13 protein-coding genes and 1 pseudogene are annotated in these 15607 nt (G+C 71.4%); 9 read left to right on the forward strand and 5 right to left on the reverse strand.

The annotated features are described in order from the left end of the window. Positions 1-59: 59 nt before the first annotated feature. Together AB0I77_RS08150 and AB0I77_RS08155 are read right to left on the reverse strand one after the other, a co-directional pair. The gene (locus AB0I77_RS08150) at positions 60-275 is read right to left on the reverse strand and encodes a type A2 lantipeptide (protein WP_363281557.1); all 216 of its coding nucleotides are present in this window, start codon (positions 273-275) and stop codon (positions 60-62) included. 453 nt (positions 276-728) lie between these two features. Further along, the gene (locus AB0I77_RS08155; RefSeq protein ID WP_363281558.1) at positions 729-1160 is read right to left on the reverse strand and encodes a PaaI family thioesterase; all 432 of its coding nucleotides are present in this window, start codon (positions 1158-1160) and stop codon (positions 729-731) included. A 185-nt stretch (positions 1161-1345) separates the two neighbouring features. Here AB0I77_RS08155 and AB0I77_RS08160 point away from each other — a divergent pair, with 185 nt between their 5' ends. Next, a complete protein-coding gene (locus AB0I77_RS08160) occupies positions 1346-2644 on the forward strand; it encodes a S1 family peptidase (protein ID WP_363281559.1) in 1299 nt (432 codons plus the stop codon). Between the two features lie 295 nt (positions 2645-2939). On the opposite strand, the gene AB0I77_RS08165 is transcribed toward AB0I77_RS08160, so the two are convergent. Continuing rightward, complete coding sequence (locus tag AB0I77_RS08165) at positions 2940-5093, reverse strand: SpoIIE family protein phosphatase (protein WP_363281560.1); 2154 nt, start codon at positions 5091-5093, stop codon at positions 2940-2942. A 198-nt stretch (positions 5094-5291) separates the two neighbouring features. Here AB0I77_RS08165 and AB0I77_RS08170 point away from each other — a divergent pair, with 198 nt between their 5' ends. From AB0I77_RS08170 to AB0I77_RS08200, 7 genes are all read left to right on the forward strand, one after another. Then, the gene (locus AB0I77_RS08170; RefSeq protein WP_363281561.1) at positions 5292-7748 is read left to right on the forward strand and encodes a SpoIIE family protein phosphatase; all 2457 of its coding nucleotides are present in this window, start codon (positions 5292-5294) and stop codon (positions 7746-7748) included. A gap of 79 nt (positions 7749-7827) precedes the next feature. Continuing rightward, on the forward strand, positions 7828-8247 hold the full coding sequence (locus AB0I77_RS08175; protein ID WP_363281562.1) for a CBS domain-containing protein: 420 nt from the start codon (positions 7828-7830) through the stop codon (positions 8245-8247). A 151-nt stretch (positions 8248-8398) separates the two neighbouring features. Beyond that, positions 8399-8578: a hypothetical protein gene (locus AB0I77_RS08180; protein ID WP_363281563.1), complete on the forward strand. Its 180-nt coding sequence runs from the start codon at positions 8399-8401 to the stop codon at positions 8576-8578. A gap of 77 nt (positions 8579-8655) precedes the next feature. Then, positions 8656-9723 (forward strand): glucose-1-phosphate thymidylyltransferase, encoded by a 1068-nt coding sequence (locus AB0I77_RS08185; RefSeq protein ID WP_363281564.1) that lies wholly within the window; start codon positions 8656-8658, stop codon positions 9721-9723. After that, positions 9720-10697 (forward strand): dTDP-glucose 4,6-dehydratase, encoded by a 978-nt coding sequence (gene rfbB, locus AB0I77_RS08190; protein WP_363281565.1) that lies wholly within the window; start codon positions 9720-9722, stop codon positions 10695-10697. The genes AB0I77_RS08185 and rfbB overlap by 4 nt, the downstream gene beginning before the upstream one ends. Next, positions 10694-11578, forward strand: a complete 885-nt coding sequence (gene rfbD / locus AB0I77_RS08195) for a dTDP-4-dehydrorhamnose reductase (RefSeq protein ID WP_363281566.1) — start codon at positions 10694-10696, stop codon at positions 11576-11578. The genes rfbB and rfbD overlap by 4 nt, the downstream gene beginning before the upstream one ends. Then, complete coding sequence (locus AB0I77_RS08200; RefSeq protein ID WP_363281567.1) at positions 11565-12371, forward strand: class I SAM-dependent methyltransferase; 807 nt, start codon at positions 11565-11567, stop codon at positions 12369-12371. Before rfbD ends, AB0I77_RS08200 begins: the two co-directional genes overlap by 14 nt. On the opposite strand, the gene rfbC is transcribed toward AB0I77_RS08200, so the two are convergent. Both rfbC and AB0I77_RS08210 read right to left on the reverse strand, forming a co-directional pair. Then, positions 12361-12969, reverse strand: a complete 609-nt coding sequence (gene rfbC, locus AB0I77_RS08205) for a dTDP-4-dehydrorhamnose 3,5-epimerase (RefSeq protein WP_363281568.1) — start codon at positions 12967-12969, stop codon at positions 12361-12363. The genes AB0I77_RS08200 and rfbC overlap by 11 nt on opposite strands. A gap of 4 nt (positions 12970-12973) precedes the next feature. Then, entirely contained in the window at positions 12974-14935 is a 1962-nt protein-coding gene (locus AB0I77_RS08210) for a glycosyltransferase family 2 protein (protein ID WP_363281569.1), read from the reverse strand. A 324-nt stretch (positions 14936-15259) separates the two neighbouring features. On the opposite strand from AB0I77_RS08210, the pseudogene AB0I77_RS08215 reads away from it, so the two are divergent. After that, positions 15260-15606 (forward strand): annotated as a pseudogene (locus AB0I77_RS08215) (SAM-dependent methyltransferase). The last annotated feature ends 1 nt before the right edge of the window (position 15607 follow it).

The following is a 15607-nucleotide window of genomic DNA, read 5'->3' on the forward strand; positions in this document are numbered from 1 at the left end:
ATCCGAGAATCCCGGAGCCGCGATACGGCTCCGGGACTCAACGGTCACAAAAGGTGCGATCAGAGACCGGCAACCAGGTCGGTGACCGGGGCGGTGTTCAGGCCAGTGGCGCCCTCGACCGTGCCGATGGCGGTGTTGAGCAGACCGGAAACCGGGACGATCCCGTCCACCAGGCTGGTGGCGGTGCCCAGAGCGTTCACGGACAGGCCGCCGGAGACGTTGTCGAGGTCAGCGTCGGAGATCTCGACGGTCTCAACCTGGGGGGTGGAGTTCATGTTGGAACTTCCCTTCGTATGGATATTTCACAAGGGGGGAGCGGCCCCCTCCTGGGGACAGACGGACGGCCGCGATCGCAGGCGCCGGGCGTTCGTTTCCGAAAGCCCTTGGCGGCTCCTGCGGTGCGATGGATCAAAGCACGCTGCGGGTGGGCGCTTCCAATCAACCATCCGTCTCACCAGGGCACTTGCGCCCCAGGAGTACCGATCCGTGCAGAAGTGGGCACGCCATGGTGGCGACTTCTTCACATGCGCTGCGGCATCGGCTCGCGCAAGCTCTTGCCGTGGTGACGACGAATAGGGCACTCCGCGCCAATGACGTGACGACGCCGTCGGCTTGTGCAGATCATTCGCTCGCGGTGATCGGATTGGGTATTCGATGTGCAGATTTGCTGAAGCCGGGATTATGTCCGGTGATCGCGACAGAACGTTGCTGACCGGTTGCCGATCGTGTCAGCCCAGAAGTGCATAAACCATGCTGGCTTTTGCCGCGATCCGCCTCGGTCCTTCGTCTCGCCCCGTTCCCTCGTCGCTCATCGTGATGTCGGCGAACGCCATCCGGCGGCCCAGCTTGGTGACGACCGCTTCGATCAGGACATCCGAACCGGTCACCGCGCGCTGGAAGGACGTGGACTGCTGAACCGTCGTCATCGGTCCGTAGGCGCCCCGGGCCGCCGACACCGCGATCACGGTCGCCGTGTCGGCGGCGGCCATCAGGGCCTGTCCGCACAGCCCGCCGCCCTCCCGGGACAGCCGGTCCGACCAGGGAAGTCGCAGGATCGCGCGGTCGTCGCCCAAGGCCTCCACACACAGCCCCAGTTCGAGGACCCAAGGGGCGAAGTTGTCGGCGAGGATCTTGTCGGCTTCGGCGGTGGTCATCGTCATATGGGGGATTGTTCCCGCCGCGAAACCATCGCGCGCGGGCCGTGGCCGAATCGGTGCCGCACGCCGGGCGCGCGCAGAGGGAATTGAACGCCCCGCGCACACCGTGCGTACCCACTGCCGTCAAGGCGCCCCAACAACTGCCGCACGGCGGCAGCAGACTCCGGTCCCTCAGGAGGTCGAGAAGTTTGAGTCACAAGCGAATTCCGAAGCGCAAGGCCGCGATAGCGGCGGGCAGTGTGGTGGCGCTCGGAGCAGCCGCGATCCTGCTGCCGAACGCCAACGCGTCCCAGGACGGCGCGTCGGACGACGCCGCGGCCGCGCCCAGGACCCTGAAGGCGGCGGACGCCTCGGATCTCGCCTCGCAGGTCGCCGGGATGCTCGGTGACACCTTCGCCGGCTCGTACTACGACACGGACAGCCAGAAGCTGGTCGTCAACGTCGCGTCCGGCGGCGACGACGCCACGGTCGCCCAGGCGAAGGCGGCCGGCGCGACGGTCCGCGAGGTCGACAACAGCATGGCCGAACTGGAGGCCGGCGCGCAGACGCTGAAGTCCGAGGCGACCATCGCGGGCACCTCGTGGGCCGTCGATCCCAGGACGAACAAGATCCTGGTCACCGCCGACAGTACGGTCACCGGCGACAAGTGGGACAGACTGGAATCGACCGTCGACACCCTCGGCACCGGCATGGCGACCATCAAGAAGTCCGCCGGCACCTTCAAGACGTTCGCCTCCGGCGGCGACGCCATCTTCGGCGGCGGCTCGCGCTGCTCCCTCGGCTTCAACGTCACCGCGGCCGACGGCAGCCCCGCCTTCCTGACCGCCGGTCACTGCGGGGTCGCGGCCGCCGAGTGGTCGGACACGCAGGACGGCGCGCCGATCGCCACCGTCGACCAGGCCACCTTCCCCGGCGAAGGCGACTTCGCACTCGTCAAGTACGACGACCCGGCGACCGAGGCACCCAGCGAGGTCAACGTCGGCGGCGGGCAGACCGTCCAGATCGCCCAGGCCGCGGAGGCCGAGGTCGGCACCCAGGTGTTCCGGATGGGCAGCACCACGGGGCTCAGCGACGGTTCGGTCCTGGGACTCGACGCCACGGTGAACTACGCGGAGGGCACGGTCACCGGCCTGATCCAGACCGACGTCTGTGCCGAGCCCGGCGACAGCGGCGGCGCGATGTTCACCCAGGACGGCAACGCCATCGGCCTGACCTCCGGCGGCAGCGGCGACTGCACGGTCGGCGGCGAGACCTTCTTCCAGCCGGTCACCACCGCCCTGGAGGCGGTCGGCGCGACCCTCGGCGCGGGCGACGCGGCCGGTGGCGCGGGCGACGCGGCCGGTGGTGAAGAGGCAGGTGCCGGCGGCGAAGAGGCAGGTGCCGGTGAAGTCGGCGGCGAGGAGGCCGGTGCCGGTGAGGAGACGGGCACGGGCGAGGGGACGGGCAGTGGCGTCGAGGACGGCTCGGGCCTGACACAGAGCCAGTGATCCGCCGATCCATCACCGATTCCACTGATCCACCGATCCACTGATCCACCGATATATCGATCCACCCATGACTGATCCGGGTGCCGCCACGGCGGTCCAGGATCGCTGACCCGGCCCCGTCGACAGCGGTTCGCCCCCACTGAGCCGCTCTCGACGGCGGTCGAGGCAGACCCACCGTCCGGCCCACACGCGGTTCCGGGCGGCGGTGGAGCGGTCCGGCCCTCCGGCGGGAGGGCCGGACCGCTCTGTCTGCTTACTGTCTGCTCTGTGTCCGCTCCGCCGCCGCGCCGAAGGGTCAGCCGCCCGCCCGCGCCCGGAGCAGCAGCAGCGCCACGTCGTCGATCCGCTCCCGCGTGGTCGCGCTGTGCCGCACCAGATCGTCGGCCAGTTCGTCCAGGGGCCGATCCCCGACCTCCGCGAGCCGCCGCCCCAGATCGGCGAGCGCGTCCTCGATGTCGACACCGGGCGACTCGACCAGTCCGTCGGTATAGAGGACAAGCACACAGCCCGGCGTCAGCTCCACCTCCGTCGTCGGATACGTGGCCGCGCCGTCGATGCCCAGCAGCGGACCACCGGCCAGGTCGAGCACCCGCACCCGCCCGTCCGGCCGGCGCAGCAGCGGCGGCGGATGCCCCGCGCGGGCCATCACGGCCCGGCCGCGCTCCGGATCGAGCCGCAGATACAGACAACTGGCGAACAGATCGGAGCCGAGGTCGATCAGCAGCCGGTTGGTGCTGCGCATGACCTCCCCGGGGGTCTGCCCGACGGTCGTGTAGGCGCGGACGGCGGTTCGGATCTGCCCCATCAGCCCGGCCGCGGTCACGTTGTGGCCCTGCACATCCCCGATCACGGCCGCCGCGAGCCCGCGCGTCGGCACCAGGTCGTAGAAGTCGCCGCCGATGTCCATGCCCTGCGTGGCCGGCAGATAGCGCGCCGCCGCGTCGATGCCGGGCAGCGGCGGCAGCGAGTGCGGCAGCAGGGCCGCCTGAAGCCCGTGCGCCAGCTGGTGCTTGACGTCGTAGAGCACCGCCCGCTCCAGGGCCTGGGCGATCAGCCCGCCCAGACTCGTCAGCACGGCCCGCTCGTCCGCGGGGAAGGGATGCCGTTCGGCGTAGGCGAGCACACAGGTGCCCACCGGGCGGCCGGAGGCGATCAGCGGCAGAAACGCCCAGGCCGCGAAGGTGTCGGGCATCGCCTGCCGCGCCGGGTACAGGCGCTCCAGCTCCTCCCGGGACTCGAAGAACCCGGGCACCCCGCTGGTCAGGACGTGCGTGCCCGGAGTGGGCTCGGTCAGCGGCAGGCCGTCGAACCGCTCCACGACGTGCGGGTCCGTATATCCGCGGTGCCCCAGCACATGCAGCCGACCCGCCCGGGAACCGAGGACGACCAGGGCCTGGCTGCCCGCGGCCGGCGCGATCTCGTCCGCGACCAGCTGCACCACGTCCTGCACACTCACCGCCTCGGTGAGCGCGCCGGCCAGGCTCAGCACCTGGGAGATGGTGACGAGCCGGGACGGGGCGGGGTCGTGCGGCGGTCCGGGCCGGTTCATCTCCGTCACGGTCCGCGCCTTGCCGATCCGCACGCTCAGCCCGGTGGTACTCGGATACAGACGGAACGACAGCCAGTCCCCGGGCGGCCGCAGCGCCACGAACGACGTGGCGTGCTGGCTGAGCAGCGCGGCCCGGTAACGGTCCTCGTACACCGGGTCGTTGAGCCAGGGGGCGGACGCCCACAACTGGGAGCCCAGCAGTTCACTGACGGGCACACCGATGAACTCGGCGGCCGCCGCGTTGGCGAAGCTGATCCGCCCGTGCAGATCGAGCGAGCACAGCCCGTACGGCAGCCGTGCCACCATCCGCGCCGCCTCCACGGTGCCGAGCGTGTCGGCGACGCCCCCCATCGGCGACCCGGCGATCAGATCGGGCTCGGCGTGCGGCGGAAGGCTCTCCTCGACGGCGCGCTCCAGGCGCACCGCGAGCCGGTCGCAGCCCGCGGTCAGATGGTCCCGCTCCCGGCTCGACAGCTCCGGCGGATGCGAACCGGGCCAGGTCATGAAGACCGCGCCGTACACGGTGGACTCGGTGGCGATCGGCACCGCCGCCAGCGCGAAGGGATACGGCAGCACCACCGCGATCCGCGGAAAACGGGCCGCCATCTCCTGCTCGCCGCCGACCCAGACCAGCCGCCGCTCGCGCACCGCCTCGGCCACCGGGATCGGCGCGCTCAGCCCCACCCGCTCCCACGGCGCCGCGAAGGCCCGGGGCAGCCCCGCCATCACCGCCATCTCCAGCACCGATCCGTCGGCCGCCAGCAGATAGACCGCGCCGGAGTGCGCGTGCACCTCGTCCATCATCGAGGCCAGCGCCAGCGACAGCAGGGGACGTCCGACCCGCGTCCTGGCGGTCAGCGGCGCCTGGGCGGCTGCCTGCCCCTCGGACACGCCCACCACCTCCTCGCACCGACCGCGCGACGAGTCCCAGGTCAAATCTCCCTCTCGACGGCCCATCGCGCACGGCGAGTGACACGCCCCCGGACGCGACCGCCGCGTTCGCCCGGGTGGCGGCCGGAGGGGTTCGTCGAGTCCGGGCTCCCCAGGTACTCCACGGGACGGTCACAGGGGCTGCGCGGCTTCCGGATACGCGCTGTAATGGCGGACGTGGTCAATGAGGGCACCGCGGGACGCGGAACGCGAACGCTGCGTGCCGAGGTTGCCCTCAAGACGGTCACCGCCGATCCGGACTCACCCGAACGGCTTCGCCGCGTCCTCGAACAGGCGCTCGTCTTCGCAAGGGCCACGTTCGCCGCCGTATACGCCCCGGGTGAGGACGAGGACGCGCTGTACCCCGTCGAGTCCGTGGGCGTGCCCAGGACGCTGTACGGGCTGCGCGACAGCTACCCCCGCTCCGGACGGTCCCCGGCGGCCGACGTGCTGCGCACCGGGCGGGCGGTCTGGCTCGGCCCCGAGGAACTCGCCGCGAGCCCTCAGGCCCGGCGGGCGCTGTCGCGGGAGTTCTTCCTGGCGGCCCTGCCCGCCCAGGGGGACGACGGCGCAGCCTGCCTCCTCGCCGTGAGCGAGAGCACCGCCGGTTTCGACACCGGCGACCGCGCCTGCCTCGAACTGATCGCCGACGCCGTCGTCTGCCCCGTGCCGGCCCGGGCCGGCGAGAGCGGCGACATGCCGGCGGGCGCCTTCAGCCTCGCCATGGACAGCGGCCGCGTCGCGGTCGGCGACGACGTCCTGGAACTGTTCGGCCTGGCCCCCGACGACTTCGACGGCAAGGTGGAGACCCTGCTGGGCCTGACCGTGCCGGAGGACCTGCCCTCGCTGATGTCCGTGGTGGAGGCCGACCACATGTCCATCGGCGACCGCGAGCTGGAGTTCCGGGTGCTTCAGCCCTCCGGGGTGCCCAAGTGGCTCAGGCTGCGCGGCCGGCTCCTGCCGGGCGGCGCGGGCCGGCCGGCGCGGCTGGTCGGCACGGTCGGCGACGCGTCCAAGCTGCGCTCCGGCGTCACCGACGTGGCCCGCGTCCAGCGCCTGGCCGCCGCCCTCGCCATCGCGGGCACCGTCCGCGACGTCAGCCAGGCCGTCGTCTCCGCGCTGCGCGGGCCGCTCCAGGCCGACCGGATCGCGCTCGCCGAGCTGGAGAACGACCGGCTCGTCGTCACCGTCCTCGACCCGCCCGAACAGGAGGCCTGGCCCGAGCTGTGGCGCTCGGAGTGGCGCTCCGAATGGCCCGACGCACCCGTGCGCACCATGCCCACCCTCGCCGCCGCCCTGCGCGAGGGACGCGCCCACGTCTGGCCCGCCGGCACCCCCCTGGAACCCGCGCTCGCCGAGGTCGGCCCCGGCGGCCTCGCGGTCCTGCCGCTGCCCGCCTCGGGCCACATGGCCGGCGCCTGCCTGATCGGCTGGGACGCCCCGCACGACTTCGGCCCCGACGAACGCGCCCTGCTCACCGCCTCCGCGGGCCTGGCCGGGCAGGCCCTGATGCGCGCCCACGCCTTCGACGCCGAACACGAACTCGTCGGCATGCTCCAGCGCCAGCTGCTGCCGCGCCGACTGCCCACACTGCCCGGCGCGGTCGCCGTCGCCCGCTATCTGCCCAGCACGGCCGGACTCGAGCTCGGCGGCGACTGGTACGACGTGATCCCGCTGCCCGACAACCACGTCGCCCTCGTCATCGGCGACGTCCAGGGCCACAGCGCGGCCGCCGCCACCGTCATGGGCCAGATGCGCACCGCGCTGCGCGCCTACGCCGTCGAAGGACACCCGCCGGACGTCGTGGTCTCGCACTCCAACCGCCTCCTGGCGGACTTGGAGACCGACCTCTTCGCCACCTGCGCCTACGTCGACGTCGACTTGGAGGAGGGCTCCGCCTGGTGCGTGCGCGCCGGACACCTGCCGCCGGTGCTGCGCCACGCGGACGGCGGCACCGAGATCGCCGAGGCGGACGGCGGCCCGCCGCTCGGCGTGGTGGCCCAGGCCGACTTCCCGATGAGCCCGCTGCGTCTGGCACCCGGCACGATCCTCGCCCTGACCACGGACGGCCTCGTCGAGTCCGTCGAGGCCGACATCGACGAGGGCATGGACCGCTTCGCCCATGAACTGGGCGGCTGCGACCCCGCCCACCTCGGACTCGTCGCCGACGCCCTCCTCGGCAACGCCCGCCGCAGCGACGACGTCGCCCTGCTCCTCATGCGCTACGACGGCATGGCCGTGCGCCCGCTGCGGGAGAGCTGGACGGTGTGGCGCGTCCCCCAGGCCGTCGCGCAGGCCCGCCGCTTCACCCGCCGCACCCTGCGTACCTGGGGCGTGCCGGAGGGCGCCATGGACGCCGTCCTCCTCGTCGTCTCCGAACTCGTCACCAACGCCCTCGTGCACACCGACGGCCGGGTCCGCCTCGACCTCACCCGCATCGACCACCTGATGCGGGTCGCCGTCGCCGACGCCTCCCCGCGCAGCCCCGTCAAACCGACCAGCATCGGCTGGGAGGCCACGGGCGGCCGCGGCATCCTCCTCGTCGAGGCGATGTCGACGGCATGGGGGATCGTGCCGGTCAGCGGCGGCAAGCAGGTGTGGAGCGAGCTCGCGCTGGAGGCGTGAGGCAGGCCCGTCCACGGGGGTACCCGGGTCCGCGAACCCCGAGGAATCCCGAGGAATCCAGAGGAGAGGGAGGTACGTCATGACCCAGCACGTCAGCGACATCATGACCAGCGCACCGGTGACCGTGGAGCCGCAGACCTCCGTGACGGCGGTCGCCAGGATCATGCGCGACCAGGACCTGGGCGCCGTTCTGGTCACGGACGGCGACCGGCTGCGCGGCCTGGTCACCGACCGCGACCTCGTGGTGCGCTCGCTCGCCGAGGGCGGCGACCCCGAACAGAGCACCGTCGTCGGCGCGTGCAGCGACGATCTGGTCACCGTGAGCCCCGAGGACGAACTGGGTCGCGCGGTGGAACTCATGCGCGAGCACGCGGTACGGCGGATTCCGGTCGTCGAGGGCGGACGCGCCGTCGGCATCGTCGCGCTCGGCGACCTGGCCATGGAACGCGACCCGGGGTCGGCCCTGGGCGACATCAGCGCGGCCCGCCCCAACACCTGAGGTGCGGCGCGGGCCCGGCGACGGAGTACCCGTTTGGCCCAACCGCCGCCGGGGGACTCGGTGGCAAGCACGGAAGGACGCATCCGCCCCGGCCCCGAGCGGGCCGGGGCGGATGAACGCAGAGGAAAACGCAGAAGGAAGTCGAAGCGCCGTGACCGCGCAGATCAGTGAGAAACCCGCCGTCCGCCGCCCGGAAACCGGCTGGTCCAGGGCCCGCCGCCTGCGCGGCGAACCCGCCCCGCGCACCTGCCTCCCGGCCGTCGAGAACGACAGCGCGCCACGCGCGGCGCGGCCAGATTCTGAGGGGAACATCTACCGGGGCGAGGACTGACTGGTTCCACTTCTGTAACGCACAAGCCGCACCCCCTCCATGGTCCGTTCGACGGGAGACGGGCTAAGGTGAAGCAGATGAAGGCTCTCGTGCTCGCCGGTGGTGCCGGTACACGGTTGAGGCCGATCACGCATACCTCGGCCAAACAACTCGTCCCCGTGGCCAACAAGGCCGTCCTCTTCTACGGACTGGAATCCATCGCCGCGTCCGGTGTCATAGACGTGGGCATGATCGTCGGCGACACCGCCGCCGAGATCGAGGCGGCCGTCGGAGACGGGTCGAAATTCGGTCTCAAGATCACCTACATCCCCCAGGAACGCCCCCTGGGGCTCGCCCACGCGGTACTGATCGCGCGGGACTACCTCGGCGACGACGACTTCGTGATGTACCTCGGCGACAACTTCATCGTCGGCGGCATCACCGACCTCGTCGACGAGTTCCGCGAGCACCGTCCCGACGCCCAGATCCTGCTCACCAGCGTGCCCGACCCCCGCTCCTTCGGCGTCGCCGAACTCGACCCGAGCGGGCAGGTGATCGGCCTGGAGGAAAAACCGGAACACCCCAGGAGCGACCTCGCCCTGGTCGGCGTGTACCTGTTCACCCCTCGCATCCACGAGGCCGTGCGCGCCATCGAGCCCTCCTGGCGCGGCGAGTTGGAGATCACCCACGCCATCCAGCACCTCATCGACATCCAGGCCGATGTACGGTCCACGGTCATCCAGGGCTACTGGAAGGACACCGGCAACGTCTCGGACATGCTGGAGGTGAACCGCAGGGTCCTGGAGACCCTCGAACGCCGGATCGACGGCGAGGTCGACGAGCGGTCGGAGACCGTGGGACGGGTCGTCCTGGAAGAGGGGGCGCGCATCGTGAACTCGCGGGTCGTCGGACCCGTCGTCATCGGCGCCGGAACCCTGGTCAGCGACTCCTACGTCGGACCCTTCACCTCCGTCGCCGAGAACTGCCGTATCACCGACAGTGAGGTGGAGTTCTCCATCATCCTGCGGGACTCCTCGATCCACGGCGTGGGCAGGATCGAGTCCTCACTGATCGGCCGCCATGTCGAGGTGACCCCGGCACCCAGCGTGCCCAGCGCCCACCGCCTCGTCCTCGGAGACCACAGCAAGGTGCAGATCCATACATGAACCTCCTCGTCACCGGCGCCGCCGGGTTCATCGGCTCCACATACGTCCGCACGCTGCTCGCCTCCGACGCGCCGGACGCCCCCCGGATCACGGTGCTGGACAAACTCACCTACGCCGGCACCCTGGACAACCTCGAACTCGACCATCCCCGGCTGGAGTTCGTGCAGGGCGACATCCGCGACGCCGAACTCGTCGACAAGCTGATGGCCGAAGCCGACCAGGTCGTGCACTTCGCCGCCGAATCGCACGTCGACCGCTCGATCACCGGGGCCGACGACTTCGTCCTCACCAATGTGGTGGGTACCCAGACCCTGCTGGAGGGGGCCCTGCGCCAAGGCGTGGAGACCTTCGTGCACATCTCCACCGACGAGGTGTACGGCTCCATCGAGCAGGGCTCCTGGCCCGAGGAGCACCCGCTGCGGCCCAGCTCCCCGTACTCCGCCTCGAAGGCCTCCTCCGACCTGCTCGCCCTGGCCTACCACCGCACCCACGGCCTGGACGTCCGCGTCACCCGCTGCTCCAACAACTACGGGCCGCACCAGTTCCCCGAGAAGGTCATCCCGCTGTTCATCACCAACCTGCTCGACGGCAAGAAGGTCCCCCTCTACGGGGAGGGCCTCAACGTCCGCGACTGGCTGCATGTCGACGACCACTGCCAGGGCGTCGAACTCGTGCGCACCAAGGGCCGTCCCGGCGAGGTCTACAACATCGGCGGCGGCACCGAACTGAGCAACAAGGAGCTGACCGGCCTGCTCCTCGATGCCTGCGGGGCCGACTGGGACAGCGTCGAGTACGTCACCGACCGCAAGGGCCACGACCTGCGTTACTCCGTCGACTGCGGCAAGGCCCGCACCGAACTCGGCTACGTTCCCCGGCACGAATTCGCGGCCGGCCTCGCCGACACCGTCGCCTGGTACCGGGACAACCGGGCCTGGTGGGAGCCCCTGAAGCGGCGCGCGCAGGGCCTGACATGAGGTGGCTGGTCACCGGCGCGGGCGGCATGCTCGGCCACGACATGGTCGAGGAACTCCTCAGGCGCGACGAACTGGTCGTGGGGCTGGACCGTGCCGCCCTGGACATCACCCGTCCCGAGGCGGTCGCCGACGCCTTCGCCGAGCACCGTCCCGACCTGGTGGTCAACTGCGCCGCCTACACCGCCGTCGACGACGCCGAGACGGACGAGGAGCGGGCCCTGCGGATCAACGGCGAGGGCCCGCGGCTGCTCGCCCGCGCCTGCGCCGAGACCGGCGCGCGACTGGTCCACGTCTCCACCGACTACGTCTTCTCGGGCGACGCCCGCACCACCCCCTACCCCGAGGACCACCCGCCCGCCCCGCGCACGGCCTACGGCCGCACCAAGCTCGCCGGGGAACAGGCCGTCCTGGGCGAACTGCCCGGAACGAGCGCCGTCGTGCGCACCGCCTGGCTCTACGGCGTCCACGGCCGCAACTTCGTCCGTACGATGGCCGACCTCGAAGCCCGCCGCGACACCCTGGACGTCGTCGACGACCAGCGCGGTCAGCCGACCTGGAGCGCGGACGTCGCCGAACGCATCGCCGACCTCGGTCCCCGGATCGGCCGCGACGCGAGCGGTATGCTGCACGCCACCAACTCCGGCGAGGCCACCTGGTACGACCTGGCCCGCGAGGTGTTCCGCCTCCTCGGTGCCGACCCGGACCGGGTACGCCCCGTCGGTAGCGAGGCCTTTCCCCGGCCCGCACCCCGCCCCGGCTACAGCGTCCTCGCGCACGGCCGCTGGCCGGAGATCGGTCTGTCACCCCTGCGTGACTGGCGATCGGCCCTGCACGAAGCACTGCCCCGGATTCGCAAGGAGTCACTGCGTGAAACGCCATGAGTTCCTCAAGGAACTGCACAAGGTCACCGCGAACCGCAACTACCTGGAGATCGGTGTCAACGACGGTCGCAGTCTCAGACTGTCCCGTGTCCCCAGCATCGCGATCGACCCCGCGTTCAAGGTGGTCAGCGAAATCCGGTGCGACGTCCACCTGGTGAAAGCCACCAGCGACGACTTCTTCGCCCGCGCCAACCCCCTCGCCCACCTCAAGGGCGGCCGTCACCCGGTGCGCAACCTGCGCCGGGGCCGCAGCCCGATCGGCCACTGGCGCCGCACCACCCTCGACCTGTCGTTCATCGACGGCATGCACCTGTTCGAGTACGCGCTGCGCGACTTCATGAACGTGGAGAAGCACTCCGACTGGAGCAGCGTGATCGTCCTCGACGACATGCTGCCGCGCAACATCGACGAGGCGGCCCGCGACCGGCACACCGGCGCCTGGACCGGCGACGTCTACAAGGTCGTGGAGATCCTCAACCGCTACCGCCCCGACCTGGTCACCGTCCTGGTCGACACGCAGCCCACCGGACAGGTCGTCGTCTTCGGCGCCGACCCGGAGAACACCGTGCTGCACGACAAGTACGACGAGATCATCGCCGAGTTCGAGGTGCCCGACCCGCAGAAGGTGCCCGAGGCGATCCTGGAGCGGGTGCGGGCGGTGCCGCCGAAGACGCTGCTGGAAGCACCCTTCTGGCGCTCGCTGGTGCGGGCCCGCAACCTCGGCGTCCGGCGCTCCCGCGGCCTGGAGCCGCTGCGCAACGCCCTGGAGCAGCTCTCATCCGTCAGCCGCTGAGCCGACGGCCGCGCAGTTCCTCGTAGAAGGCGGAGCAGGTCCGGTACGACGGCAGTCGTCCGGACCGCTCCGCCTCCGCGAGTGACGGCGCCTCGGCGTCCTTCGGCGACAGCAGCGGCTCGATGCCCTCGGGCCAGGCGATGCCGAGCTCCGGGTCCAGCGGGTTCACCCCGTGCTCGCGCTCCGGCGCGTAACCCGTCGAACACAGGTACACCACCGTCGCGTCGTCGGTGAGTGCCATGAAGGCGTGCCCGAGCCCCTCCGCGAGGAACACGGCGTGCCGGTTGCCGTCGTCGAGCCGCACCGCCTCCCACTGCCCGAAGGTCGGTGAACCCACGCGCAGGTCGCTCACCACGTCGAGGACGGCGCCGCGCATGCAGGTGACGAACTTGGCCTGGCCGGGCGGCACGTCGGAGTAGTGCACCCCGCGCAGGACGCCCCGGCGGGAGACCGAGCAGTTGGCCTGTGCCAGCGACAGGTCGTATCCGGTGGCCTCGCGGAACTCCTCGCCGCGGTACCACTCGTGGAAACTGCCCCGCTCGTCCGGGAAGACCTTGGGTTCCAGTACCCAGGCGCCCTCAATACCCAGTGATCGCACGCTGTCATGCCCTCCTAGCCTTGACCTGGGATGCTGCCTTCCTTGCCTTCCGCCGGATTCTGCCGAGCACGCGCCGCGTCCTGCGGGCGAGCCGCAGCGCGACGCCCGGTCCGGGCGGACGTACCACCTGCACTTCGCCCCCGCTGACCCGCAGGGCGAGTGACAACGGAAGGAAGCGCGGCTCGTCGGCGCCCGGGGCCGGGCTCAGCGCGACCCGCCAGATGCCGGCCTTGAGGCTGCTGACGGGCAGCACGGCCTCCAGCAGCGCCCCGGAGCCGTCCGGGGACAGCGTGCCGGTGGCGTCGAAGGAGGAGGAGCCGTCGCGGAGCCGCAGCGACACCTCGGTGTCGCCGGGGACGTACAGCGGCAGGGGGACGCGCAGCCGGTCGCCGGTGACGGTGACGTCCTCGGGCGTGAGGCGGCCGAGGCCCAGCCGCTTGGTCGCGCGGTCGATGTCCAGGGCGAGATTGCCGTGCGGGTCGGTCCAGTACGGCAGCACCACCCGGCCGGCGACCACACCGGGCTCCGCCGCCGTCTGGCCCTTGCGGGGGACAGGGCCCAGCCGGCACTCCTTGGTCCAGCCGCCCAGCTTGACCCGGACGAAGGCGTCCCACAGGCCGCCGCCCGGCGGGACGCCGTCGGCCGCGGTGGCGGGGTGGACGGCGGCCGTGGCACGCAGCACCAGGCGGACGCCCTCGCCCTCTTCCACCGGGACGATCTCCCGGGTGACCTCCACGGGCTGGAAGTACTGGGCGGAGTTGGTGCGTTCCCGCAGCAGCAGGTCCGCCGTGGCCTTGCCGAACTTGGCGACGCTGTCGGCACCCACCCAGGCGACCGCCTCGGCCACGTCCTTCGGCGGACCGTCGGGCGAGTCGCCGGCGGGGCCGGCCGGGAACGTCATCGGCGCCCCGCCGGTCGCGTACTCGGCGGCGAAGTCGATCCGCAGCGCGCCGTCCTGCCACCGGATGCTGCCGGGCTCGGCCCTCAGGGCGACGGAGGCCTCCCACTCGGCGAACGCCACGATGTCCTCGAACCGGTCGGCGGCGATCAGCGCGGCGACGATCCGCTGCGTCGGCTGGAGCTCGGGCGCGACACCGGGACCGAAGCGCTCCACGACGACATCGCGGATCTCGTCGAACAGCTCCTTGCGGTAGTCCGGGGGGAAGGCGAGGAAGCGCCGGCCGCGCATCCGCTCGACCATCTCGTTGCGCAGCCAGCGCCGGAAGAGCCGATCGCGCGTCGGCCCCGGCTCGGTGTATCGCTCGACGACGTCGAGGGCCTCGCGGAGGTTCTTGAAGTATCCGACCGGGTCGAAGCGCTGGAAGCCCGCGTTGGACGCGTCGTCCCGCTTGACGTGGTAGTAGCAGACGTAGTCGCTGAGCACCGAGACGTTGTCCGCGCGCAGAAACGCCTCGGTGACGAAGACGTGGTCCTCGAGGCGCCGCCTGCCCTCGGGGAAGCGCAGCCCGATGTCGTCGAGGAAGGCCCGGCGGAGCATCTTGTGCGGGGTGAGGCTGTCGATCAGCGGGGCGGTGTCGACGGTGGCGCGCGGATGGTTGCGGCGGAACAGCTCCACCGGGACACCGCGGCCGTGGCCGGCCATCTTGCCGACGACGACGTCGGCGCCGTTGGCCACCCCGTAGTCGTACATCCGCTCCAGGGCCTCGTCGCCGAGGTAGTCGTCGTTGTCCACGAACATGACGTACTCGCCCTGGGCGGCGGCGATGCCGACGTTGCGGGGCTTGCCCGACCAGCCGGAGGGCTCCTGGTGGATGACCGTCACCCGGGGTTCCTCGGCGGCGAGCGCGTCGAGCCGGGCGGGTGTCTCGTCGGTGGAGCCGTCATCGACGAAGATCACTTCGTACTCGTTCGGAGGCAGCGACTGCCTCAGCAACGAGGCGATGCAGTCCTCGATGTATGTCCCGGGGTTGTAGACCGGGACGATGACGCTTACCTTGACCGGCATCGGGTTCCGGGCTCCCTCGGATCGCTCGCCGTGTGTGCGGAAATGTTCGTGCGCGTGGGCAGATGCTAACGCCATCGGCCGCGGTTTCCACCTTCGGCCCCCCGACAAGAACACCTGCGTGTCCCGGTCAGCCGTGCGTTTTCGCCGGCGGCTCCAGGAACCCGGCCACGGGCAGGTACCAGTGGGCGAGCAGCGGGCCGGTCGGAACAGACGGCGAGTACGGTCGGTATCCCGGCGGGGCTGTCCTCCCTGACCGGCAACTGGGCCCACCCACACGCGAGTTGTGGCTTCGGCGGGCGAACGGCGGCGAGGGGAGCGGTCCCGATGCACGAGCACCCGACCGGCGGGGCGACACCGGTCGACTCCTCCGAGGCGCACCCCGCGCGCGTCTGCAACGCCTGGCTGGGCGGCCGGGACAACTACCCCGCCGACCAGGAGGCGGCCGAGCCGGCCGCCGCGGCCAACCCGCGGATCGTCCCCGCCGTCCGGGCCGACCGCGCCTTTCTCGGACGTGCCGTGCGCGTAGTGACCGCGAAGGCCGGCATCCGGTTCAGTTCCTCGACATCGGGACCGGCATTCCGACGGCGGACAACACCCACGAGGCGGCGCAGCGGGCCGACCCCGCACCCGGCGCACTGCCGATATGGTGCGGGGTCGGCCGCAGGCTCTGAG

The organism is Streptomyces sp. NPDC050619, assembly GCF_040654815.1.
Taxonomy (GTDB): domain Bacteria; phylum Actinomycetota; class Actinomycetes; order Streptomycetales; family Streptomycetaceae; genus Streptomyces.